21 protein-coding genes are annotated in these 21,018 nt (G+C 53.9%); all 21 read left to right on the top strand.

The window, feature by feature from the left end:
* Positions 1-7 precede the first annotated feature (7 nt).
* The 21 genes from thrS to gltX all read left to right on the top strand — a co-directional run bounded on the left by thrS (position 8) and on the right by gltX (position 20,977).
* On the top strand, positions 8-1,720 hold the full coding sequence (gene thrS, locus PHO67_03830) for a threonine--tRNA ligase (protein ID MDD5546274.1): 1,713 nt from the start codon (positions 8-10) through the stop codon (positions 1,718-1,720).
* 35 nt (positions 1,721-1,755) lie between these two features.
* Positions 1,756-2,250 carry a translation initiation factor IF-3 gene (gene infC, locus PHO67_03835; GenBank protein MDD5546275.1) on the top strand — a complete coding sequence of 165 codons (495 nt, stop codon included), beginning with the start codon at positions 1,756-1,758 and terminating at the stop codon, positions 2,248-2,250.
* Positions 2,251-2,278: 28 nt separating this feature from the next.
* Positions 2,279-2,476, top strand: coding sequence for a 50S ribosomal protein L35 (gene rpmI / locus PHO67_03840; GenBank protein ID MDD5546276.1), 198 nt, complete (start codon positions 2,279-2,281; stop codon positions 2,474-2,476).
* Between the two features lie 27 nt (positions 2,477-2,503).
* Entirely contained in the window at positions 2,504-2,857 is a 354-nt protein-coding gene (gene rplT, locus PHO67_03845; GenBank protein ID MDD5546277.1) for a 50S ribosomal protein L20, read from the top strand.
* A complete protein-coding gene (pheS, locus tag PHO67_03850) occupies positions 2,857-3,882 on the top strand; it encodes a phenylalanine--tRNA ligase subunit alpha (GenBank protein ID MDD5546278.1) in 1,026 nt (341 codons plus the stop codon). Before rplT ends, pheS begins: the two co-directional genes overlap by 1 nt.
* A 49-nt stretch (positions 3,883-3,931) precedes the next feature.
* Positions 3,932-5,980: a phenylalanine--tRNA ligase subunit beta gene (gene pheT, locus PHO67_03855; GenBank protein ID MDD5546279.1), complete on the top strand. Its 2,049-nt coding sequence runs from the start codon at positions 3,932-3,934 to the stop codon at positions 5,978-5,980.
* A gap of 104 nt (positions 5,981-6,084) precedes the next feature.
* Entirely contained in the window at positions 6,085-7,422 is a 1,338-nt protein-coding gene (locus PHO67_03860; GenBank protein ID MDD5546280.1) for a replication-associated recombination protein A, read from the top strand.
* Positions 7,398-8,408 carry a hypothetical protein gene (locus PHO67_03865; GenBank protein MDD5546281.1) on the top strand — a complete coding sequence of 337 codons (1,011 nt, stop codon included), beginning with the start codon at positions 7,398-7,400 and terminating at the stop codon, positions 8,406-8,408. The genes PHO67_03860 and PHO67_03865 overlap by 25 nt, the downstream gene beginning before the upstream one ends.
* Positions 8,409-8,410: 2 nt before the next feature.
* Positions 8,411-9,145, top strand: a complete 735-nt coding sequence (locus tag PHO67_03870) for a cytochrome c biogenesis protein CcdA (GenBank protein MDD5546282.1) — start codon at positions 8,411-8,413, stop codon at positions 9,143-9,145.
* Positions 9,146-9,196: 51 nt separating this feature from the next.
* On the top strand, positions 9,197-9,754 hold the full coding sequence (locus PHO67_03875; GenBank protein MDD5546283.1) for a 5-formyltetrahydrofolate cyclo-ligase: 558 nt from the start codon (positions 9,197-9,199) through the stop codon (positions 9,752-9,754).
* A 32-nt stretch (positions 9,755-9,786) separates the two neighbouring features.
* The gene (gene rny / locus PHO67_03880; GenBank protein MDD5546284.1) at positions 9,787-11,349 is read left to right on the top strand and encodes a ribonuclease Y; all 1,563 of its coding nucleotides are present in this window, start codon (positions 9,787-9,789) and stop codon (positions 11,347-11,349) included.
* Between the two features lie 4 nt (positions 11,350-11,353).
* Complete coding sequence (locus PHO67_03885) at positions 11,354-12,136, top strand: TIGR00282 family metallophosphoesterase (protein ID MDD5546285.1); 783 nt, start codon at positions 11,354-11,356, stop codon at positions 12,134-12,136.
* Between the two features lie 8 nt (positions 12,137-12,144).
* Positions 12,145-13,332 carry an exodeoxyribonuclease VII large subunit gene (gene xseA / locus PHO67_03890; protein ID MDD5546286.1) on the top strand — a complete coding sequence of 396 codons (1,188 nt, stop codon included), beginning with the start codon at positions 12,145-12,147 and terminating at the stop codon, positions 13,330-13,332.
* A complete protein-coding gene (gene xseB / locus PHO67_03895) occupies positions 13,329-13,568 on the top strand; it encodes an exodeoxyribonuclease VII small subunit (GenBank protein MDD5546287.1) in 240 nt (79 codons plus the stop codon). Before xseA ends, xseB begins: the two co-directional genes overlap by 4 nt.
* Positions 13,569-13,582: 14 nt before the next feature.
* Positions 13,583-14,398: a polyprenyl synthetase family protein gene (locus tag PHO67_03900; GenBank protein ID MDD5546288.1), complete on the top strand. Its 816-nt coding sequence runs from the start codon at positions 13,583-13,585 to the stop codon at positions 14,396-14,398.
* Between the two features lie 3 nt (positions 14,399-14,401).
* Positions 14,402-16,324 (top strand): 1-deoxy-D-xylulose-5-phosphate synthase, encoded by a 1,923-nt coding sequence (dxs, locus tag PHO67_03905; protein MDD5546289.1) that lies wholly within the window; start codon positions 14,402-14,404, stop codon positions 16,322-16,324.
* A 3-nt stretch (positions 16,325-16,327) separates the two neighbouring features.
* Positions 16,328-16,531 carry a 4Fe-4S dicluster domain-containing protein gene (locus tag PHO67_03910; protein ID MDD5546290.1) on the top strand — a complete coding sequence of 68 codons (204 nt, stop codon included), beginning with the start codon at positions 16,328-16,330 and terminating at the stop codon, positions 16,529-16,531.
* Complete coding sequence (locus PHO67_03915; protein MDD5546291.1) at positions 16,532-17,626, top strand: 3-methyl-2-oxobutanoate dehydrogenase subunit VorB; 1,095 nt, start codon at positions 16,532-16,534, stop codon at positions 17,624-17,626.
* Positions 17,623-18,357, top strand: a complete 735-nt coding sequence (locus PHO67_03920) for a thiamine pyrophosphate-dependent enzyme (protein ID MDD5546292.1) — start codon at positions 17,623-17,625, stop codon at positions 18,355-18,357. Before PHO67_03915 ends, PHO67_03920 begins: the two co-directional genes overlap by 4 nt.
* A gap of 4 nt (positions 18,358-18,361) precedes the next feature.
* The gene (locus PHO67_03925) at positions 18,362-18,904 is read left to right on the top strand and encodes a 2-oxoacid:acceptor oxidoreductase family protein (protein MDD5546293.1); all 543 of its coding nucleotides are present in this window, start codon (positions 18,362-18,364) and stop codon (positions 18,902-18,904) included.
* Complete coding sequence (gltX, locus tag PHO67_03930) at positions 18,905-20,977, top strand: glutamate--tRNA ligase (GenBank protein ID MDD5546294.1); 2,073 nt, start codon at positions 18,905-18,907, stop codon at positions 20,975-20,977. It begins immediately after the preceding gene.
* Positions 20,978-21,018 lie beyond the last annotated feature (41 nt).

Raw genomic sequence — 21,018 nt, forward strand, 5'->3', positions numbered from 1 at the left:
GTAAACCATGGAACAGGATACCTTAAGACATTCTACGTCACATATCATGGCCCAGGCCGTAAAAAGGCTGTTTCCGGGCGTCAAACTGGCTATAGGACCGGCCATAGAGGACGGTTTTTACTATGATTTTGACGTCCCACAGCCGTTTTTGGAAGAGGACCTTCCCAGGATCGAGGCCGAGATGGCCAAGATCATAAAGGAGAATTATAAGTTCGAAAAGTCCCTCCTGAAGAAAGAAGAGGCGCTTAAGCTATTCGAGAAGATGGGCGAGCCGTATAAGGTCGAGCTCATCAGGGAGATCCAGGATAGCGAAGTTACGATATACAAGAACGGGGACCTTACTGATCTTTGCAGGGGCCCGCACATTGATTCCACCGGCCAGGTCAAGGCGTTCAAGCTGCTTTCCATAGCCGGCGCATACTGGCGCGGCGATGAGAAGAACAAGATGCTTCAGAGGATATATGGGACCGTTTTTGAGACCAAGGCCGAGTTGGATGCCTATGTCGCGAAACTCGAAGAAGCGAAAAAACGCGACCACAGGAAATTAGGGAAAGAGCTTGAGCTTTTCATGATGGACGAGAAGGCCGGCGCCGGGCTTGTGATATACCAGCCGAAAGGCGCAATGCTCCGCACCATAATCGAGGACTGGGAAAAGAAGGAGCATTTAAAGCGCGGCTACCAGATCGTCATCGGCCCGCATATGCTCAAGTCGGATATCTGGGTGGAGTCGGGCCACTACGGATATTACAAAGAGAATATGTACATCTTCCAGGTCGAGGGGCAGGAATACGCGATAAAACCAATGAACTGCCCGGCGCATATCCTGATATACAGGTCGAAGACGAGGAGCTATAAGGACCTGCCGATAAGATATTTTGAATTGGGTTCCGTGTATAGATATGAGAAGTCGGGCGTCCTTCACGGCCTTTTGAGGGTCCGCGGCTTTACCCAGGACGACGCCCATATATTCTGCCTGCGCGAACAGGCCGTTGACGAGATAAAGGGCGTCATAGATTTCGTGATGGATGCCTTGAAGGTCTTCGGGTTTGCCGATTTCGAGATAGAACTTTCCACTAAACCGGACAAGTGCATAGGCACCGACGAAGATTGGGAACTCGCGACGAACGCCCTGGTCGCAGCCCTGAAATCAAAGGGCCTGGCTTATAATGTGCATGAAAAAGAAGGGGCGTTCTACGGGCCTAAGATAGACATCAAGTTAAAAGACGCCTTGGGCAGGGCGTGGCAATGCGCGACGATACAATGTGATTTCGCGTTGCCGCAAAGGTTTAAGATCTCTTATGTAGGCCCGGACGGAAAGGAATATACCCCGATAATGCTGCACCGGGTAATACTCGGCTCTATGGAAAGATTTTTGGGGGCCCTGATAGAGCATTACGGAGGGGCTTTTCCGGTATGGCTTTCTCCGGTCCAAGCTGTTATAATACCGATTGCGGACGAACACAAGGATTACGCGAAGAAGGTTGAAGAGGAACTCCGAAATAGCGATATACGGGTCGAGATCGATGACAAGAACGCCAGGATGCAGCATAAGATAAGGGAAGCGGAAACGCAGAAGGTCCCTTATATGCTCATCGTAGGCGGGAAAGAAGCCCAGACCGAAAGCGTTTCCGTTAGGGAGCGGGGCAAAGGCGACCTTGGGCCGATGAAACTCAGCGAATTTATCGGTAAGATAGCGGACGAAATAAACGGCAAAAAATAAAAGGGGGTGATCGTATCCAGTTTCAGGCAAAATCTATCAGGGTAAATGATAGAATCAGGATACGCGAGGTGATGGTCATCGGTGAAGACGGCGGACAACTCGGCGTGATGGCTCCGGAAGAAGGTTTAAAACTCGCGCAGCAGGCAGGATTGGATCTGGTAGAAATAGCGCCGACGGCAAGGCCGCCGGTATGCAGGATAATGGACTTCTCCAAATTTAAATACGAGCAGGAGAAGAAAGAAAAGGAAGCCAGGAAGAAGCAGCATGCCACCCAGCTCAAAGAGATAAGGCTCAAGCCCAAGATCGGCGACCACGATTACCAGGTGAAAGTGGGTTTCATAAAGAAATTCCTTGAGCATAAAGACAAAGTAAAGGTAACGCTCATATTCCGCGGGAGAGAGATGGCGCATCCCGAACTCGGCAACAAGGTGCTCGAGAGATTGAAGGCCGACATAGCCGATGTGGCGCAGATAGAAAAACCGCCGCTCAGGGAGGGACGCGCAATAATAATGATCGTCGCCCCTAAATAGATAATCAGTTTCGAAGGAGGAACCGTTAATGCCTAAAATGAAGACACGCAAAGGAATTGCTAAAAGGTTCAAGGTAACCAAAAGACGCAAGGTCTTGAGGCATAAAGGCGGCAAGGGCCACCTGTTAGGCCACAAGACGAAGAAGAGGAAGAGGGCGCTCCGGAGAGCGACCCTTGTAAGCAAACACGAGCGCAAGAAGATATTAAAGCTTCTGCCTTACGCGTAAAATCATCAGTAGAAGGAGAGAACAGAAATGCCTAAGTCGAAGTATTTGCCGGCAAAAAGACAACGCAGGAAGAAGGTCCTAAAAGCAGCCAAGGGATATTTCCTCGGCCGCTCGAAATTATACAAGAAGGCCATCGAGACCGTCAGAAGGGCGATGGTCTACGCTTACCGCGACAGGAAGGCCTATAAACGCGAGATGCGCGCTCTCTGGGTTGTGAGGATAAATGCCGCGTGCAGGAACAACGGCATAACGTATTCTAAGTTCATAAACGGCCTCAAAAAGCTGAAGATCGACCTCGACAGGAAGATCCTCTCCGATATGGCCGCGAACGACCACCCCGCTTTCGCGAAACTGGTTGAAGAAGTAAGCAAAGCAAAATAATGCTCGATAAGATCAACGCACTCGAGGCCGAAGCAAAAAGCGAGATCAAAGCGGCCGGAGATTCGAAGGCGCTCGATGATCTTAGGATAAAATACCTGGGCAGGAAAGGCCTGGTCACCGAGTTGCTCGGAGGGATCGCGTCCCTGCCGCCCGAGGAGAAGCCGCGCCTCGGTAAAGAACTGAACGCCCTGAAGACGCGGCTTGATGAGGCGCTCAGGTCAAGGCAGGCGGAGCTTTCAAGGTCGCCTGTGATACCCTTGGTATTACCGGGGGATTTCGCGGACCTGACCCTGCCCGGTTTCAGGCCGCCGGCCGGATCGAAACATCCCCTCACAAAGACCATAGACGACATCTGTTCTATCTTCCTCGGCATGGGTTTCAAGATAGTCGAGGGGCCGGAGATAGAGACCGAGTTCTATAATTTCGAAGCCCTCAATATCGCGCTCGACCACCCTTCGCGCGACGCCTTCGACACATTCTACATAAAAAACCAGTATCTGCTGCGGAGCCATACATCGCCTGTGCAGGTGAGGTTCATGGAAACGGAGAAACCGCCGTTCAAGATCATCGTCCCTGGCAGGGTATACCGTCCCGACGCGGTCGACGCGTCGCACTCTTTCATGTTCCACCAGGTCGAAGGCCTTGTCGTGGGCGACGGCGTGACATTCGCCGACCTCAAGGGCGCGTTAAGCGTATTTTTGAAGGGCTATTTCGGAGCGGATGTTAAAGTCCGGTTCCGCCCCCATTATTTCCCGTTCACCGAGCCGAGCGCCGAGGTCGATGTCTCGTGCTTCATATGCGGCGGGAAAGGCTGCAGCGTTTGCGGGAGGAAGGGATGGCTCGAGATACTCGGCTGCGGCATGGTCCATCCGAACGTATTCAAGGCGGTAAAGTATAATCCCGAAAAAGTCACCGGCTTCGCGTTCGGCATGGGAGTCGAGCGCATCGCGATGCTCAAATACGGCATCAACGACATGCGCCTTTTCTTCGAGAACGACATGCGCTTTTTAGAACAATTCAAATGACCCCTTCGCAGATGCTCAGGGGTCATCCTGAGCTACCAGGGAGCAGAGGATGAAGATTTCATATAACTGGTTAAGAGAATATATTAATTTCAGCGCCAAGCCCCAAGACCTGGCGGATAAACTGACCATGGCCGGGCTCGAGATAAAGGGAATAGAGAGGCAGAACGGCGATTTTATATACGAAGCTGAGATAACCTCGAACAGGCCGGACTGGCTCTGCCTTTACGGGATCGCGCGCGAGATGCAGGCGCTTTACGGATCAAGGATCAAGCCGGTAAAGGCCGCACCCGCCGGATCCGCGAAGCCAGAAAAACCTTCGATAACTATAGAAGATAAAAAAGGCTGCGCCAGATATGTAGGTATCATGATCGACGGCGTCCAGCCCGCGCCTTCATCGAAAAGCCTCGCGCAGAAGATAGAGAGCGCCGGGATGCGGCAGGTGAACAATGTAGTGGATATAACAAATTTCTGCATGCTTGAATCCGGACAGCCGCTCCACGCCTTCGACTACGATAAATTGGACGGCGGGAAGATAATAGTCAGGAGGGCGCGCAAAGGCGAGGAGATAACCACCATAGACGGGGTGAAACGCGCGCTCGATGAGAATATCCTCGTCATAGCTGACGTTAAAAAGCCGGTGGCGATAGCCGGCATAATGGGCGGCAAGGATACCGAGGTCGGTTTCTCGACGAGGAGGGTCCTCCTTGAGAGCGCGTATTTCGGTCCGGCCCTGATACGCCGGGCCGCGAAAAAACTCGGGATCTCCAGCGAGGCTTCATATAGGTTTGAAAGGAACGTGGATATCGGCGGGTGCCTGGCCGCGGCCGAGAGGGCGGCATCATTGATATGCGAGGCCGCCAAGGCGAAGTCGGTCTCTAAGCCTTCGGATACGGGGGCAAAAGGCCCCGGGGCGGTAAAAATAACGTTAAGGATGCCAAGGGCGAATAAGCTGCTCGGGACGGACATACCCGCCTCAAAATGTGCCTCGATACTCAAAAGCCTCGGGCTGGGCGTAAAATCCAAGGGCAAGGACGCGCTAACGGTATCGGTCCCTTCTTTCAGGAGAGACCTCAAGGAAGAGGTCGACCTGATAGAAGAGGTATCGCGCATATACGGCTATGATAATATACCGGAGACCCTTTCGAGGATACAGCTCTGGGGCAAGGGTTCCCAGAAGAGCCGCGACAGGATAATAGAAGAGACGGTAAGGGAGGCCCTGACCGGCGCAGGGTTGGATGAGGCGATCACCTACTCGTTAAGGTGCAGGGATCTTTATGTCCAACAGGCGTTGAGCATGACCGACAGCCAGGTATTAAAGGTCCGGAACCCGCTGAGCTCGGAATCGGAGGCGCTCCGCCCGGTCCTGATATGCGGGATGCTGGATGTCGTCGCGTATAATCTCAACAGGAAGGTCCCGGACGTAAAGATATTCGAGATCGGGAAATCCTATTTTTACAAGGGCGGCGACGTGCCGTCCGAAAAAGGGGTTTTAGCGCTCGCCATGTGCGGGATGAAAGAGAAGGATTGGCACAGGAAAGAGGCGGTCGACATATTCGACCTCAAGGGGATAATAGAAGCGCTTTTTTCGAAACTCGGGATCGCCGGATACGAATTTGAGGTAAAACCGCTTCCCCTCTTCTCGCCGGCCGCGTCGGCTATCGTGAAGATCGACGGAAAAGAGGCGGGTGTTTTGGGTAAAGTCGACAAGGTGTACCTCGATAAATACGGCATAAAAGGTAACGTATTCGTTAGCGAGCTGGCGATCGAGGCGGTATATCCGCACGCCAGGCTTGAACATAAATTCTCAGGGCTCCCGAGATACCCGTCGTCATCGCGGGACATATCGCTTATAGTCGACGAAAAGGTGTCTAACAAGGATATCGCAGGGACGATAAAAGAGGTTTGCGGCGAACTGGCGGCCGATGTCAGCCCGTTCGACCTTTACCGGGGAGAGCAGGTGCCCAAGGGATGCAAGAGCATCCTGTATTCCGTGGAATACAGGTCGCCTGACAGGACCTTGACAGACGAAGAGATCAACTCCCTCGACAGGAAGGTCCGCGAGGTGTTGGTCCAGAGATTTAACGCCAAGATACGATAATGAGGCCATGAGTTACGGAGTGTAAGCGACGCAACTCATAAGGCCGAATTATCCCCCAGCGTATTATTCGTTACGGGAATCAGCTGGGGGGTAGAAAGTCATAGATGGTTAATTCCTCCCTGAACAAAGACCTGTTTGAGAAGAAAAAAAGGGATTCCTCCAAGCCCGAACCTCTCGCCGTAAGGATGAGGCCCCGCGCCCTGAAGGAGTTCACGGGGCAGGGCCATATCATCGGGCCGGGAAAGCTCCTTACCCGCGCGATAGAAGCGGATACGATAGCGTCGCTCGTGCTTTACGGCCCTCCCGGGACGGGAAAGACGACCCTTGCCCATGTAGTTTCGAACGCCACAAAGGCGGAATTCGTCCAATTGAACGCTACGACCTCAAACGTCCAGGAAATGAGGAAGGAGATCGAGGCCGCGAAACAGCGCCGGGCCCTTTACGACAAGAAGACGATACTCTTCGTCGACGAGATACACAGGTTCAACAAGGCGCAGCAGGACGTACTGATGCCGGACGTCGAAGCGGGCGTCGTGATATTGATAGGCGCGACGACCTACAACCCCTTCTTCTCGATAGTTGCGCCGCTCATCTCACGTTCACTGGTCTTTGAGTTAAAACCGCTTTCCGAGGCTGATATCACGACGATATTGGACAACGCGCTCAAGGACAGGGAGCGCGGGCTCGGCAATATGCCCGTGAAGACAGAAAGCGACGCGCTTAAATTTTTAGCGAAGATCTCCGAGGGCGACGCGCGACGGGCATTGAACGCCCTGGAGCTTGCGGCCCTTACGACCCCGAAGTCTAAGGACGGGACGATAAATATCACTCTGCAGGCCGCCGAGGAATGCATACAGAAGAAGGCCGTCGTATATGACAGGGACGAGGACGGCCATTATGACACCATATCGGCCTTCATAAAATCCATGCGCGGCTCGGATCCCGACGCCGCGCTATATTGGCTCGCCAAGATGCTATACGCCGGCGAGGACCCCAGGTTTATCGCGCGCCGCATCGTGATATGCGCGGCGGAGGATGTCGGCCTAGCCGACCCGCAGGCGATAGTCGTCGCGAACGCGGCATTACAGATATCGGAATTCGTCGGGCTCCCGGAGGCGAAGATACCGCTGGCCGAGGCCACGGTCTATATCGCGTGCGCGCCTAAATCGAACTCGGCTTATCTCGGAGTGGAGAAGGCGTTAAAGGACGTCGAGGCTGGAAGGGTCATGGAAGTGCCCGCGCATTTGAAGGATGCCTCGATGGATTCCGAGGCCCTGGGCCACGGTAAAGGATATAAGTATGCCCACGATTATAAAGGGCATTTCGTCGAGCAGGAATATATGCCCAAGAAGGCTACTTATTATGAGCCGACGGAGATAGGTTTCGAGAAACAGATCAAGGAACGCATAGAGACATTATGGAAAAGAAGACAAAAGCCATAGGATTGTTGAGCGGCGGGCTCGATTCGATCGTCGCCTCAAGGCTTATCCTGGACCAGGGGATAGAAGTAGAGGCGCTTAATTTCGTGACCGCGTTTTGCACCTGCACTTCCAAGGGCTCGGGCTGCCTCGCCTCGCAGAAGGCCGCAGACCAGCTCGGGGTCCCGCTAAAGGTCGTGGATATCTCCGAGGAGATCCTCGATGTCGTGAAACACCCGAAGTTCGGATACGGCAGCGGGATGAACCCGTGCCTCGATTGCCGTATATTTGTATTCAAGAAAGCCGGGGAATATATGCGCGAATCCGGAGCCGAGTTCATATTTACCGGAGAGGTGCTGGGACAGAGGCCTATGTCGCAGAGGCGCGAGGCGATGAATACCATAGAGCGCGAGTCCGGGCTCAGGGGTTACCTCTTGAGGCCGCTCTGCGCCAAGCTCTTCCCGCCGACTTTCGCGGAAGAGAAGAAGATCGTCGACAGGGAGAAGCTTTTATCCATTTCCGGGCGTTCAAGGAAAGGCCAGATATCGCTTACGAAAAGGTTTAACATAAAAGATTACCCGTGTTCAAGCGGCGGATGCCTTCTCACCGACAAGTGCTTCGCCCAGCGTATGGAGGACCTGATGAAATACAAGCCGGATTTCGGGCTGCCTGACGTCCTCCTGCTGAAATACGGCAGGCATTTCAGGATGTCCCCGTCGGTAAAACTCGTAGTGGCGAGGGATGAGAGCGAGAATTTCAGGCTGGCGGCGCTGAAGAATAAGAGCGATATAATGTTCCACGCGCAGGACCCGCTCGGGCCCGTTTCGATATTGCGGGGAAGCACCGGCGGGGAGTTTGTGGACGAGGCCGCATCGATAACCGCAAGGTATGCGCTCGGTAAGGATAACGAAGGCGAAGTAAAAATAAGGTATTTCATTAACCCGGGCGAGGACAGGTTCCTGAGGGCAGGCCCTTGCGGGGAATCTGCGGTTAAGGGCAGGAGGGTTTAGCCATGGATAGCGGGACAGGATCGGTAAGTTTTATAGCCGCTTTTGTAGCCGGTTTACTGTCGTTCCTTTCCCCGTGCGTATTGCCCCTTATCCCGTTTTACATATCGTATATTACCGGCATCACGTTCGGGGAACTGACACAGGAAACGCTGCCGAAAAAAATAAGATTCCTGACTGCAGTCCATTCCCTGCTTTTCATACTTGGGTTTACCATAGTCTTTATGCTCCTGGGGTTGTCGCTGACTTTCGCGGGCGGGCTGGTGTCCCAACACAGGCAGGCCATAAGCAAGATAGGCGGCATCATAATAATCATCTTCGGGCTTAGTATATCAGGGGTAATAAACCTGGCCTTCCTGCAGAAGGAGAAGAAGGTCGAGGTCAAATCAAGGCCGGTAGGCTATCTCGGGTCGCTCCTTATAGGGGCGACTTTCGCGCTCGGCTGGACGCCGTGCGTCGGGCCGCTTTTGGCCTCAATATTGCTTTTGAGCTCGACCGAAAAAGAGATAATGAAAGGGGCTGCGCTCCTTTTCTCTTATTCCCTTGGGTTGGCCTTGCCTTTCTTCATTTCAAGCATACTCATCAACGACTTCCTGTCCTACTTTAAGGCCTTGAAGAAGTACCTTAGGGCGGTATCCGTCATTACGGGTATATTCCTGGTCGTTGTGGGCATAATGCTGTTCACGAACTCGTTCGGCTCGCTCGCCGGCTGGTTCGAACGGCTCTTTTCGAGGCCGTGATTTTAGGGCATTTTCCCTTGACTTAGCGGTATTTTAACTTATAATAAATAGATGGTACATAAGCTAAAACAGAATCTTAGAGAAAATATCCTTAGAAGGTTAAAAACCCAAAAGGAGGGTGAAAGGCATAGTAGGAGCCTCGCTATAAAGAGGAGGCTTTTGTCGTTGCCCGAGTTCAAAAGGGCAAATGTAATAATGTTTTACGTCTCGAAAGACGGCGAAGTTGAGACGATGCCGATGATCGAGGCGGCTTTGGAACGCGGTAAGGCAGTGCTTGTGCCGGTCATAAAAGTGAGAAAGAAAAAAATGGTGGTATCCGAGATAATGGATCCCAATAAAGATCTGGTTAGAGGCCCTTACGGGATTTATCAGCCTAAGGCGCATTTTGAGGTTTTTCACCCGCGCTCAATAGACCTTGCGGTAGTGCCCGGTGTCGCTTTTGACACGAAAGGCAACCGGCTTGGCCGCGGGTTGGGCTATTACGATAAATTCCTCGTCAGGCTCCGTCCGGGAGCGACGACTGTAGGCCTCGCTTTTAAATTCCAGGTAGTCAAGAAGTTACCCAGACTTTCTCACGACCAGCCCGTCACAAAACTCCTTACCGCATAACGATCAATATAATTTAATCAGGGGGTACTTAAATGAACGGTGTTTTATCTCTCGTCCTCTGCCTTGTTGCGCTCTTGGGCGGAGGCTTAGTAGGTTTTATTGTCAGGAAGTCATATGCTGAACAGAAGGTCAAGTCTGCTGAGGAGCGGGCGAAGTCGATCCTTGAGGAAGCCGACAAGAAGGCGCAGGACAAGAAGAAGGAAATCGAGCTTGAGTCCAAGGAACTGCTCCATAATATAAGGGCCGATTTCGAAAAGGAGACGAAGGAGAGGCGCGCGGAATTAATGAATATGGAGAAGCGCCTCATACAGCGCGAGGAGAACCTGGACAAGAAGGTCGAGCTCCTCGACAGGAAAGAGAAGGAGCTTAACGAGAAACTCAGGGATATAGCCGCCAAAGAACAGAAACTCCATTCCATGGAAGAGGAATATAACGTCCTCGTGGCCGAGGAGAAGGACAGGCTGCAGAGGGTATCGGGCCTGACCGCGGAAGAGGCGAAGAAGCTGCTTTTGGCCAGGATGGAGGAAGACGTAAAGCAGGAAGCCGGCGTAATGATAAAGCGGATCGAAGATGAGACCAGGCAGGAATCCGACAAGAGGGCGCGCGAGATACTCGCCACAGCGATACAGAGGTGCGCGGTCGAGCATACCGTCGAGTCCACAGTATCGGTCGTCAACCTTCCCAGCGATGAGATGAAAGGAAGGATAATCGGCCGCGAAGGGCGCAATATCCGCGCCCTTGAGATGGCCACGGGCGTCGATGTCATCATTGACGATACTCCGGAAGCGGTCATACTCTCCGGGTTCGATCCGGTAAAAAGGGAGGTCGCGCGCATAGCCTTGACCCGCCTGATGGAAGATGGCAGGATCCATCCGGGCAGGATCGAGGAGGTCGTCGAAAAAGTCAAGAAAGAGATGGAGGTATCGATCAAGGAAGCCGGCGAACATGCGGTATTCGAGGTCGGGATACGCAACCTCCATCCCGAGCTTGTCAAATTGATCGGTAAATTGAAATACAGGACCTCTTACGGGCAGAACGTCCTCGACCATTTGAAAGAATCGGCATTCATAATGGGGACGATGGCAAACGAACTGGGGCTCGACGCCAACCTCGCGAAGCGCATCGGGCTTTTGCATGATATCGGAAAGGCCGTGAGCCACGAGGTCGAAGGCGCGCATCCGAAACTCGGCGCCGAGATGGCAAAGAAATACGGCGAGAACGAGATCGTCGTCAATGCCATAGAAGGACATCACGGCGAGATACCGGCCATCTCTATTTATACGGTCCTGTCCAGCGCCGCTGACGCGGTTTCCGGCGCGAGGCCGGGCGCCAGGCGCGAGACGCTTGAGATATACATAAAGCGCCTCGAAAAACTCGAGGAGATCGCCGATTCGTTCAAGGGTGTAGAAAAAGCTTACGCGATACAGGCCGGGCGCGAAATAAGGGTAATAGTCGAGCCGGCGAAGATAACCGACGCGCAGGCGACGGTCCTTGCCCGTGAGATAAAAAAGAAGATAGAGGAAGGCATGGAGTATCCGGGCCAGATAAAGATAACCGTGATACGCGAGACCCGCGCGATAGAATACGCGAAGTAAAATTATGAACATACTGTTTATAGGCGATATAGTCGGAAACCCCGGCCGCGAGGCCGTGAAATCGCTCCTCCCGAAGATAAAACAGAGGGAGAAGATAGATTTCACCGTCGGTAATTCCGAGAATGCGGCCGGAGGCGCCGGCATCACGCCCGACATAGCGCAAGACCTCCTGGGCATGGGAGTAGATGTCCTGACGAACGGCGACCATATCTGGGACAGGAAAGAGATCCTCGAGGAGATAGACAAGGAGCAGAGGATATTGCGCCCCTCGAATTACGGGGACGGCGCGCCCGGGAGCGGTTCGATAGTGATGCATTCGAAGACCGGCGCGAAGGTCGGCGTCATCTGCCTCGTCGGCCGCGTATTCATGCAGGCGGTCGAATGCCCGTTCAAGGCGGCGGTAAAAGAGATAGAGAAAGTAAAGAAGGAGACCCCGGTCATCGTCATCGATATGCATGCCGAGGCGACATCCGAAAAGATAGCGCTCGCGTATTATCTCGACGGGCTCTCGACCGCGATATGCGGGACGCATACGCACATCCAGACCGCGGACGAAAGGATATTCCCGAAAGGGCTGGCATATATCACCGATGTCGGGATGACAGGCCCGTTCGATTCCGTCCTGGGACGCAAGCCCGAGCAGATAATAAGGCGGTTCATAACAGGCCTCCCGACGAGATTCGAGATGGCCGATTCGGATATCCAACTCCAGGGAGCAGTCATAAACTGCGACGACAAGACCGGAAAGGCAGTTTCCATAAAAAGGATCCAGGAGAAGCTTTCCTAAAAGGACTTATGTCCCCGAACGCGCAGACCAACGCAGGCAGGCTTGTCTATTCGGTAACCCAGATCACGAGGGAGATAAAGGTCGTCCTCGAGGACGCGTTCCCGCAGGTCTGGGTGGAAGGCGAAGTGTCTAATTTCAAGCTCCACTCATCCGGACATATGTATTTCGCGCTTAAAGACCCGGAGTCGGTCCTGAATTGCGCGTTCTTCAGGGGTTCTAACCAGGGTATAAAATTCCAGATAAAAGACGGCCTGAAGATCCTGTGTTTCGGCAGGGTCGGTTTCTATAATAAGTCGGGCCAGACGCAGCTCTATGTGGAAAGGGTCGAGCCGAAGGGGGTCGGCGAACTCCAACTCGCATTCGAACAGCTGAAGGAGAGGCTCCAGAAGGAAGGGCTTTTCGACGAGGCGCACAAAAGGCCGGTCCCGATGCTCCCTTCAAAGATCGGTATAGTCACGTCGCCGACAGGCGCCGCGATACGGGACATATTGCACATATTGAAGCGCCGTTTTAACGATATAGAGGTCCTGATCTACCCGGTCAAAGTGCAGGGGGAAGGCGCGGCCGAAGATATCTCCGGGGCTATAAAGGAGATGAACCGCATTAAAGATATCGACGTTCTGATACTCGCCAGGGGCGGCGGCAGCCTCGAGGACCTGTGGGCCTTTAACGAAGAGGCGGTCGCGCGGGCGATATACAACTCCGGCATCCCGGTCATATCGGCAGTCGGCCACGAGATAGATTATACGATAGCGGATTTTGTCGCGGACCTCCGCGCGCCTACGCCCTCGGCGGCGGCGGAACTTGTCATAGCCAATAAAGAGGACCTGTCCGGTAAACTCGATTCCTTGATAAGGATCCTGCGTAAATATCCTATCGAGGCGATAGAAAGATACGGCCAGGAGATAGACGACTTGTGCAGGAGGATGGACAGCCATGCCGCCCACGCCATCGAAATGGGGGCCGAGAAAGTAAATTCCCTGATCGGGATGCTGGACGCGCTCTCCCCGCTGGCGATATTGAAACGCGGATACAGTATAACGCTGATGATGCCGGAGGGAGGAGTCCCGCCTCAGCGGGGCAGGTTATTAAGGAGCGTGAAAGGCGTCAAAGCCGGTGATATAATAGAGACGAGGCTGGCCGTGGGCCGGATGACCAGCGAAGTGAAAGAGATCTCAAAGGAGGAGACCAGATGACCGCCGAGATGAAATTTGAGGATGCCCTGAAAAAACTGGAGAAGGCTGTATCCGACCTCGAGTCCGGCGAGTTATCGCTGGATGATTCGCTCAAGAAATACGAGGAGGGCGTGAAACTGGCGCAGTTCTGCTCAAAGAAACTGGATACAGCGCGAAGGAAAGTAGAGATACTCGTCAAGACGAGCGGCGGAAAGCTGGAAACGAAACCGTTCAATGAAAAAGCGCTCGAGGAATAACAGGGAGAACGCGATTGAAGATCACAGGATACTTTAAGGCTCGGCGAAAGCTGGTCGATGCGGCGCTGGATTCCTGCCTCCCGGCCGAGAACGAATATCCCAAAGAGATCCACAGGGCGATAAGGTACTCCGTCTTTAGCGGGGGCAAGAGGGTAAGGCCCATACTTACGCTGGCCTCTTGCGAGGCGTGCGGCGGGAACATAAAGGGGGCCATGGCCGCAGCCTGCGCCGCGGAGATGGTCCATACCTATTCGTTGATACACGACGACCTCCCGGCGATGGACGATGATGATTTCAGGAGGGGAAAACCCACCTGCCACAAAAAATTCGGCGAGGGGATCGCGGTATTGGCCGGCGACGCGCTTTTGACTTATGCTTTTGAGCTTTTGAGCGAGGGGAAGGACCCTGCAGTAAATAACCGGATAATGAAGACGCTGGCCGGGGCGGCAGGCTCCAACGGCATGATCGGCGGACAGGTCGTGGATATCCAGAACCAGTCCGACCCCGATCTGCCCACGCTTACCTATATTAATGCCCACAAGACCGGAGCCCTGATCGCGGCCTCCTGCATGATAGGCGCGATATCCGCCAAGGCGCCGAAGAAGAAATTTGACGCCCTCAAGAGATACGGCGAATATATCGGCTTTACGTTCCAAGTTGTAGATGATATATTAGATAAGGAAGGTTTTGCCCTGGCGCTGGGCGTCGACGGCGCGAAAAAAGAAGCGGCGCGGCTTATCGCGAAGGCCCGCAGGGAACTGGAGATCTTCGGGAGAAAGGCCAAGCCGTTAGATGACCTGGCCGGTTTCATTTTAAACCGCAAGAAATAAATTATGTTCAAAATCCTTAATTCCATGAATTCTCCGCAGGACCTGAAGATCCTGTCCAGGGAGGAGCGCGAGCTCCTGGCTAAAGAGATCAGGGAGTTCCTGGTCGATACGGTCTCGAAGACCGGCGGCCATCTTGCCCCGAGCCTCGGCGCGGTAGAGATAGCTATCGCCCTCCACTATTGTTTAAATACGCCATACGATAAGATAGTCTGGGACGTCGGCCATCAGTCCTATGCCCATAAGATACTTACCGGCAGGCGGGATAAATTCAAGACGATCCGCCAACTGGGCGGGCTTAGCGGTTTTCCGAATATAAACGAAAGTGAATACGACGCCTTTACTGTTGGGCACGGTTCCACATCTATTTCGTCAGCGCTGGGATTGGCGAAGGCGAGGGATATAGCGGGCGAGTCCTATAAGGTGGCGGCTGTCATAGGCGACGGTTCGCTGGTCGGCGGGATGGCGTTCGAGGCGCTAAACCATGCCGGGCACGCGAACACCAACTTGCTGATAATCTTAAACGACAACGAAATGTCCATCTCCCCGTCGGTCGGAGCGTTATCAAAATACCTTAATAAGATACTGATGAATCCGACATACAATAAGATCCACAAGGACCTCGAAGGGCTCGTCAAGAGGGTCCCCTGGTACGGCTTCAGGGCCTACCGGGCGGCTAAAAGGCTCGAAGAGAGCGTAAAGAGCCTGCTTATACCGGGAATGTTGTTCGAGGAGCTGGGATTGAGGTATATAGGCCCGATCGACGGGAACAACCTCGAGGAACTGATAAAGACTATCGACAGCGCCTTAAGGCTGGACGGCCCGATATTGATACACGCTCTTACGAAAAAAGGGAAAGGGTATGTCCACGCGGAGAAACATCCCGAGAGATTCCACGGCACGGCGCCCTTTAATGTTGAAACGGGAGACCTGAGGGAAGCGGAGTCGGACTCAGCCGTCTCTTTCACCGAGGCTTTCTCCGACGCCATAATGGATATCGCTAAGGACAACCCGAAGGTGGCCGCTGTGACAGCCGCAATGTCGGACGGCACAGGGCTCGACGAATTCCAGAAGGCGTATCCCGACAGGTTTTTTGATGTCGGTATGGCCGAACAGCATGCGGTGACGTTCGCGGCCGGGCTGGCGAAGGGCGGGCTTATCCCGGTCGTCGCCATATATTCCACCTTCCTCCAGAGGTCTTACGACCAGATAGTGCACGACGTATGCCTGCAGAATTTCCATGTGGTCCTTTGCCTCGACCGCGCGGGTATCGTCGGGGAGGACGGCCCGACGCACCATGGCCTTTTTGATATACCTTACCTCAGGCACATACCTAACATGACCATAATGGCGCCGAAAGACCAGTCCGAACTTAAGGCGATGCTCAAGTTCGCCGTGGACGAATGCAAGGGCCCTGTAGCGATAAGGTATCCCCGCGGAAAGGTCGTATCGCCTCCTGTCCTCGAAAAGACCGCGCCGGTCTCATACGGGAAGGCGGAGGTGATGTCGAAGGAGGGCGAGCTCGCGATACTTGCCGTCGGTTCCATGGTCTGGCCGGCCGCCGCCGCTGCGGGATTATTGTTCAATGAGGGAATAAAGAGTTCGCTGGTAAATATGAGGTTCATAAAGCCGCTCGACGAAGAATTGCTTAAGGACCTGGCATCGCGCACGAATATGTTCGTGGTCATCGAGGAGGGCGTCCTCGATGGCGGTTTCGGCAGCGCGGTAATGGAATTTTTTGAGCGCGAGAGGATCATCGGCATATCCGTGAAGAGGATAGGGTTTCCCGGCAAGTTCATCGAACACGGGAAAAAAACAGAACTCCTCAAGAATTACGGGCTGGACGCCCAAGGGATAGCGAACGAGATAAAAAAGGTGTGCGCGAAAGGCAAGGTCCCTGGCGAAGCCAGGGGAAAGTGCGCGAGGTAAGATATGGCAAGGATAACCATAGACAGGGACGCTTGCAAGGGTTGTGAGCTGTGCTCGATAAACTGCCCGGAAAAACTTATAATCATGGACGACTCGCTTAACGTTCGCGGCGTCCATCCCGCGAAATTCCGCGGCGTGGGTAAATGCAAGGGCTGCAAAATGTGCGCCATGATGTGCCCGGATATATGCATAGAGGTATATAAATAAATGGCAAAGATAATGATGTGCGGCAATGAGGTCATAGGAGAGGCGGCCGTCCACGCCGGCTGCACTTTCTACGCCGGATACCCGATAACCCCGCAGAATGAGTTGACGCAGTATATGGCCTCGAGGATGACCGAATCCGGAGGGACATTCATCCAGGCCGAGTCCGAGCTGGCAGCGATAAACTCGGTATTCGGCGCGGCCGCGGCAGGCGCCCGCGCGATGACATCAAGCTCGAGCCCGGGCATAAGCCTTAAACAGGAAGGGATATCGTATCTCGCCGCGTGCCAGCTTCCCGCGGTCATAGTGAACATGATGCGCGGCGGCCCGGGGCTGGGAAATATTGCCCCGTCGCAGGCGGATTATTTCCAGGCGACGCGCGGCGGCGGCCACGGCGATTACAGGACGATAGTGCTGGCGCCGTCCGCAGTAGAAGAGGCGTGGCATCTTACGCATCTGGCGTTCGACCTGGCCGATGAATACAGGAACCCGGTCCTGATACTTGGCGACGGCATACTGGGCCAGATGATGGAGCCGATAGAGGTCGTCAGGAAACACCTCCACGGCAAGATAGCCAATCATGATATGCGCCACAAGCCGTGGGCGCTGACCGGATGCAAGGGCAGGAAGCCCAACGTCATCCGCTCCTTATATTTGGGCGAAGGCGAACTCGAGGAGCTCAACAGGCTACTCCAGATGAAATATGACAGGGTGAAATCCAAGGAAGTCCGTTTCGAGTCGCTATATACGGAGGATTCGGACCTGGTGGTAGTTGCATATGGCACTACCAGCAGGATAGTCCGCTCCGCGATATCGAAAGCCAGGCAGGAGAGGCTTCATGTCGGGATGCTCAGGCCGGTCACGCTATGGCCTTTCCCTGAAGCCGAGCTGCAAAAACTGGCGAAGAGGGCAAAGGCATTCCTCGTCGTAGAGATGAGCGCCGGACAGATGGTAGACGACGTAAAGCTTTCCGTGCTAGGAAAAAAACCGATACATTTTTACGGGAGGGCCGGAGGCGGCATACCTACGGAAGAAGCGATTCTCGATATCATCAGGGATATACTCAGGGCAAAGTCAAGGAACAAGGTGCGCGTATGAAAAAGATATTTGAACGGCCCAAATCGTTAAGGGACGTGCCCACGCATTATTGCGCCGGCTGCGGCCACAGCCTTGCGCACAGGCTCATCTGCGAGGTCATCGACGAGCTCGGCATACGGGAGGATGTCATAGCGGTATGCCCGGTTGGGTGCGCCGTCATCGCCTACGAATACTGGGATTTCGACTGTTCCGAGGCCGCGCACGGGAGGACGCCATGCGTTGCTACAGGGATAAAACGCATCCACCCGGATAAGATAGTCTTCAGTTACCAGGGCGACGGGGACCTCGCGGCGATAGGCACCGCAGAGATAATACACACCGCGAACCGCGGAGAAAATATCACCGTGATATTCATAAATAACGGCGTCTACGGAATGACTAACGGGCAGATGGCCCCGACCACAATGATCGGGCAGAGGACATCGACCACGCCGCTCGGCCGCGATATAACGCGGGACGGGTATCCACTGAAGATCACCGAGCTTTTGGCGCAACTGCCCGGCTCGAGATATGTCGAGAGGGTATCGGTTGATACGCCGGCGAACGTCATCAAGGCAAAGGCCGCGATAAAAAAAGCGTTTAAGAACCAGATAGATAAAAAAGGTTTTTCCCTGGTAGAAGTATTGTCGCCATGCCCGACTTACTGGGGCCTTTCGCCTAAAGACGCATGTATGCGGATCTCCGGCGAGATGACAAAGGAATATCCTCTTGGCGTGATAAAGGACACATAAGAAAATGAAAGAAGAGATAATATTCGCGGGTTTCGGCGGGCAGGGGATAATGGTGATGGGCAAGGTCCTGGCCTGGGCTGCGATGCGCGAAGGATTAAAGGTGACGTGGATGCCTTCTTACGGCGCCGAGGTTCGCGGCGGCACGGCGCATTCGATGGTCGTGATATCGGACGAGATGGTCCCTTCGCCGGTCGTGACGAACCCGACGGCGTGCGTCGTGATGAACAGGCCGTCGATGGACAGATACGAGGATTCTCTCACGAAATCAGGCACTTTAATAGTCAATTCCACGCTGATTGACAGGCAGGCAGCGAGGAAAGATATATACGTCCTGGAGGTACCCGTAACCAAGCTGGCCAAGGAGCTGGGCAATACGCGCTGCGCGAACATGATAGCGCTAGGCGCGCTGAACGCTAAATTGAAGATAGTATCGATGAGGGCATTGGTCGACGCTTTAAAGGAAGTGATCCCTCCGGATAAGCACGGCCTTATTCCGATAAATGAAGAAGCGCTGAAGGAAGGCGCTAAACTGGTCTCAAGGCAATAGATGGTAAAGGTAAGGTTCGCCCCGTCTCCGACGGGTTTTCTCCACATAGGAAGCGCGCGGACCGCGCTCTTCAACTGGCTCTTTGCCAGGCACATGAAAGGCACTTTTGTCTTCAGGGTGGAGGACACCGACAGGGAGCGCTCGAAAGACGAATTCCTTCAGGAAATAATATCTTCGCTCGAATGGATGGGGATGAATTGGGACGAGGGGCCGTTTTACCAGACGAAACGGCTCGATGTCTACCGCGAATACGCCAAAAGGCTGCTTAAAGAAGGAAAGGCGTATGAGGCGGAAGGGACGCTTGGCGGCGAGAAAGCGGTGATCCTTACCATGCCAAAAGTGACGATGACGATGGATGACATCGTCCACGGCCCGGTCTCCTTCGATATGAACCTGCAGAAAGACCTCGTACTCATGAAGTCGGACGGATTTCCCGCCTATAATTTCGCGTGCGTCATCGACGATCATGACATGAAGATCACCCATGTGATACGCGGCGACGACCATATATCGAATACGCCGAAACAGCTGGCGGCCTACCAGGCTCTCGGTATCGAGCCGCCGAAATTCGCGCATATACCCCTTATACTGGGGACGGACCGTTCGCGGATGTCAAAACGCCACGGCGCGACTTCTATCTCGGAATACAAAGAGATGGGTTTCCTTCCCGACGCCCTCGTCAATTACATCTCCCTTTTAGGCTGGGCGCCGACAGGCGACCGCGAGGTGATGCCGATCGACGAGATAATAAAGGAATTTTCCCTCGAGAGGGTCGGGAAGACCGGCGCCGTATTCGATATAGACAAACTGATCTGGATGAACGGCGAATATATCAGGGCAAAAAAGACGGAGGACCTGGTCCCATTCGTCGCGCCGAGGCTTAGAGAGAAAGGCGTAATAGGAGACGACTACGATAAGGTGCGGCTCAAGGAGGCGGTGGAGCTTTTTCATCCCCGCGCGAAGACGATCGCCGAACTAGCCGATTCGACCGCTCCGTTTTTCACAGACGACGTGGTTTACGACGAAACCGCGGTCGCTTCTGTACTCGCCAAGGAAGGGGTAAAGGCAAAACTGGAGGCTGTTATCGCGAAATTCGGGCCGCTCAAGGCGTTCGATCCGCAGGCGCTCGAGGCCTGCGTCAGGGACCTTGCCTCGGAGTCGGGCGTTAAGGCGGCGGATCTCATACATCCGGTCCGCGTAGCCGTCACTGGCCGGAAGGTTGGCGCGAGCCTCTTCGAGACCCTTTCCCTTATCGGAAAAGAAAAGACGTTGGCGCGCCTTAAAGCGGGCCTCGCGAAGGCCTTATCGGTCGTGATGGCGGCCGGGCTTTTGATGACATGCCGGGATCTGCGGGCGGAGAAGATATACTACAAAGACGGAACTAAGGTCACGGAACAGGTGATCGGCCGTGATAAGAGATCGGTCTGGATCAAAGACCCCTCGGGGAATATCGCCGTAAACCCGGATCGCATACAAAAGATCCTGAATGATGACGGGTCGGTCTCCAAGTATGATTACGGGACGATACTGAGGACGATAGAAGAGAAAGTGAGGGCCGGAAATTACAATGAGGCCGCGGACTTATGCGACCTTTTAGTGCAATCGTTCCCGAAGAGCAACGAGGTCCATTACCTTCGGGCGGTGCTTAACCAGAAGGCCGGAAGATTTTCCAAGACCGCAGAAGATTACAAATTCATAATCGACAGCAAGTATAGCGACGCCAAGGTCTTTAACAACCTCGGCGCGATATACGCCGCGGATAAAGACAACCGCAGCGCGATGGAGATGTTCAAGAAAGCCGCGGAGATGAACGGCGATATGCCAGAAGTCCATTATAACCTCGCCTTCCTGTTCCTGCAGGAGAAGGACTACGATAAAGCGATAGATGAATACAATAAAGTGATAGCCAAGGAGCCCGATAACACCACGGCCTTGTATAATCTCGGCGTAGCCTGCGCGTTTAAGGGGGATTTTGCCGGGGCGAGGGAGCGGTTCGAAAAAGTCATCGCGATAGACAAAGGCGACGAAAGCGCGACGAAAGCGCTTAAGGCGCTTTTGAGAAAAAATAAGTAGTTTGATATTTCTCAGAGATGTGATAAAATTATAGTATGAAA

This window comes from Candidatus Omnitrophota bacterium (assembly GCA_028716565.1).
GTDB lineage: Bacteria > Omnitrophota > Gorgyraeia > Pluralincolimonadales > Pluralincolimonadaceae > Pluralincolimonas.

Coding starts and splice junctions, on each gene's coding strand:
- PHO67_03925 (MDD5546293.1), top strand. CDS start 18,362: ATGAAAGAAGAGATAATATTCGCGGGTTTCGGCGGGCAGGGGATAATG.
- PHO67_03860 (MDD5546280.1), top strand. CDS start 6,085: ATGGTTAATTCCTCCCTGAACAAAGACCTGTTTGAGAAGAAAAAAAGG.
- PHO67_03910 (MDD5546290.1), top strand. CDS start 16,328: ATGGCAAGGATAACCATAGACAGGGACGCTTGCAAGGGTTGTGAGCTG.
- PHO67_03875 (MDD5546283.1), top strand. CDS start 9,197: ATGGTACATAAGCTAAAACAGAATCTTAGAGAAAATATCCTTAGAAGG.
- rpmI (MDD5546276.1), top strand. CDS start 2,279: ATGCCTAAAATGAAGACACGCAAAGGAATTGCTAAAAGGTTCAAGGTA.
- dxs (MDD5546289.1), top strand. CDS start 14,402: ATGTTCAAAATCCTTAATTCCATGAATTCTCCGCAGGACCTGAAGATC.
- PHO67_03870 (MDD5546282.1), top strand. CDS start 8,411: ATGGATAGCGGGACAGGATCGGTAAGTTTTATAGCCGCTTTTGTAGCC.
- thrS (MDD5546274.1), top strand. CDS start 8: ATGGAACAGGATACCTTAAGACATTCTACGTCACATATCATGGCCCAG.
- PHO67_03865 (MDD5546281.1), top strand. CDS start 7,398: ATGGAAAAGAAGACAAAAGCCATAGGATTGTTGAGCGGCGGGCTCGAT.
- PHO67_03920 (MDD5546292.1), top strand. CDS start 17,623: ATGAAAAAGATATTTGAACGGCCCAAATCGTTAAGGGACGTGCCCACG.
- rny (MDD5546284.1), top strand. CDS start 9,787: ATGAACGGTGTTTTATCTCTCGTCCTCTGCCTTGTTGCGCTCTTGGGC.
- xseB (MDD5546287.1), top strand. CDS start 13,329: ATGACCGCCGAGATGAAATTTGAGGATGCCCTGAAAAAACTGGAGAAG.
- gltX (MDD5546294.1), top strand. CDS start 18,905: ATGGTAAAGGTAAGGTTCGCCCCGTCTCCGACGGGTTTTCTCCACATA.
- pheT (MDD5546279.1), top strand. CDS start 3,932: ATGAAGATTTCATATAACTGGTTAAGAGAATATATTAATTTCAGCGCC.
- xseA (MDD5546286.1), top strand. CDS start 12,145: ATGTCCCCGAACGCGCAGACCAACGCAGGCAGGCTTGTCTATTCGGTA.
- PHO67_03885 (MDD5546285.1), top strand. CDS start 11,354: ATGAACATACTGTTTATAGGCGATATAGTCGGAAACCCCGGCCGCGAG.
- PHO67_03915 (MDD5546291.1), top strand. CDS start 16,532: ATGGCAAAGATAATGATGTGCGGCAATGAGGTCATAGGAGAGGCGGCC.
- rplT (MDD5546277.1), top strand. CDS start 2,504: ATGCCTAAGTCGAAGTATTTGCCGGCAAAAAGACAACGCAGGAAGAAG.
- pheS (MDD5546278.1), top strand. CDS start 2,857: ATGCTCGATAAGATCAACGCACTCGAGGCCGAAGCAAAAAGCGAGATC.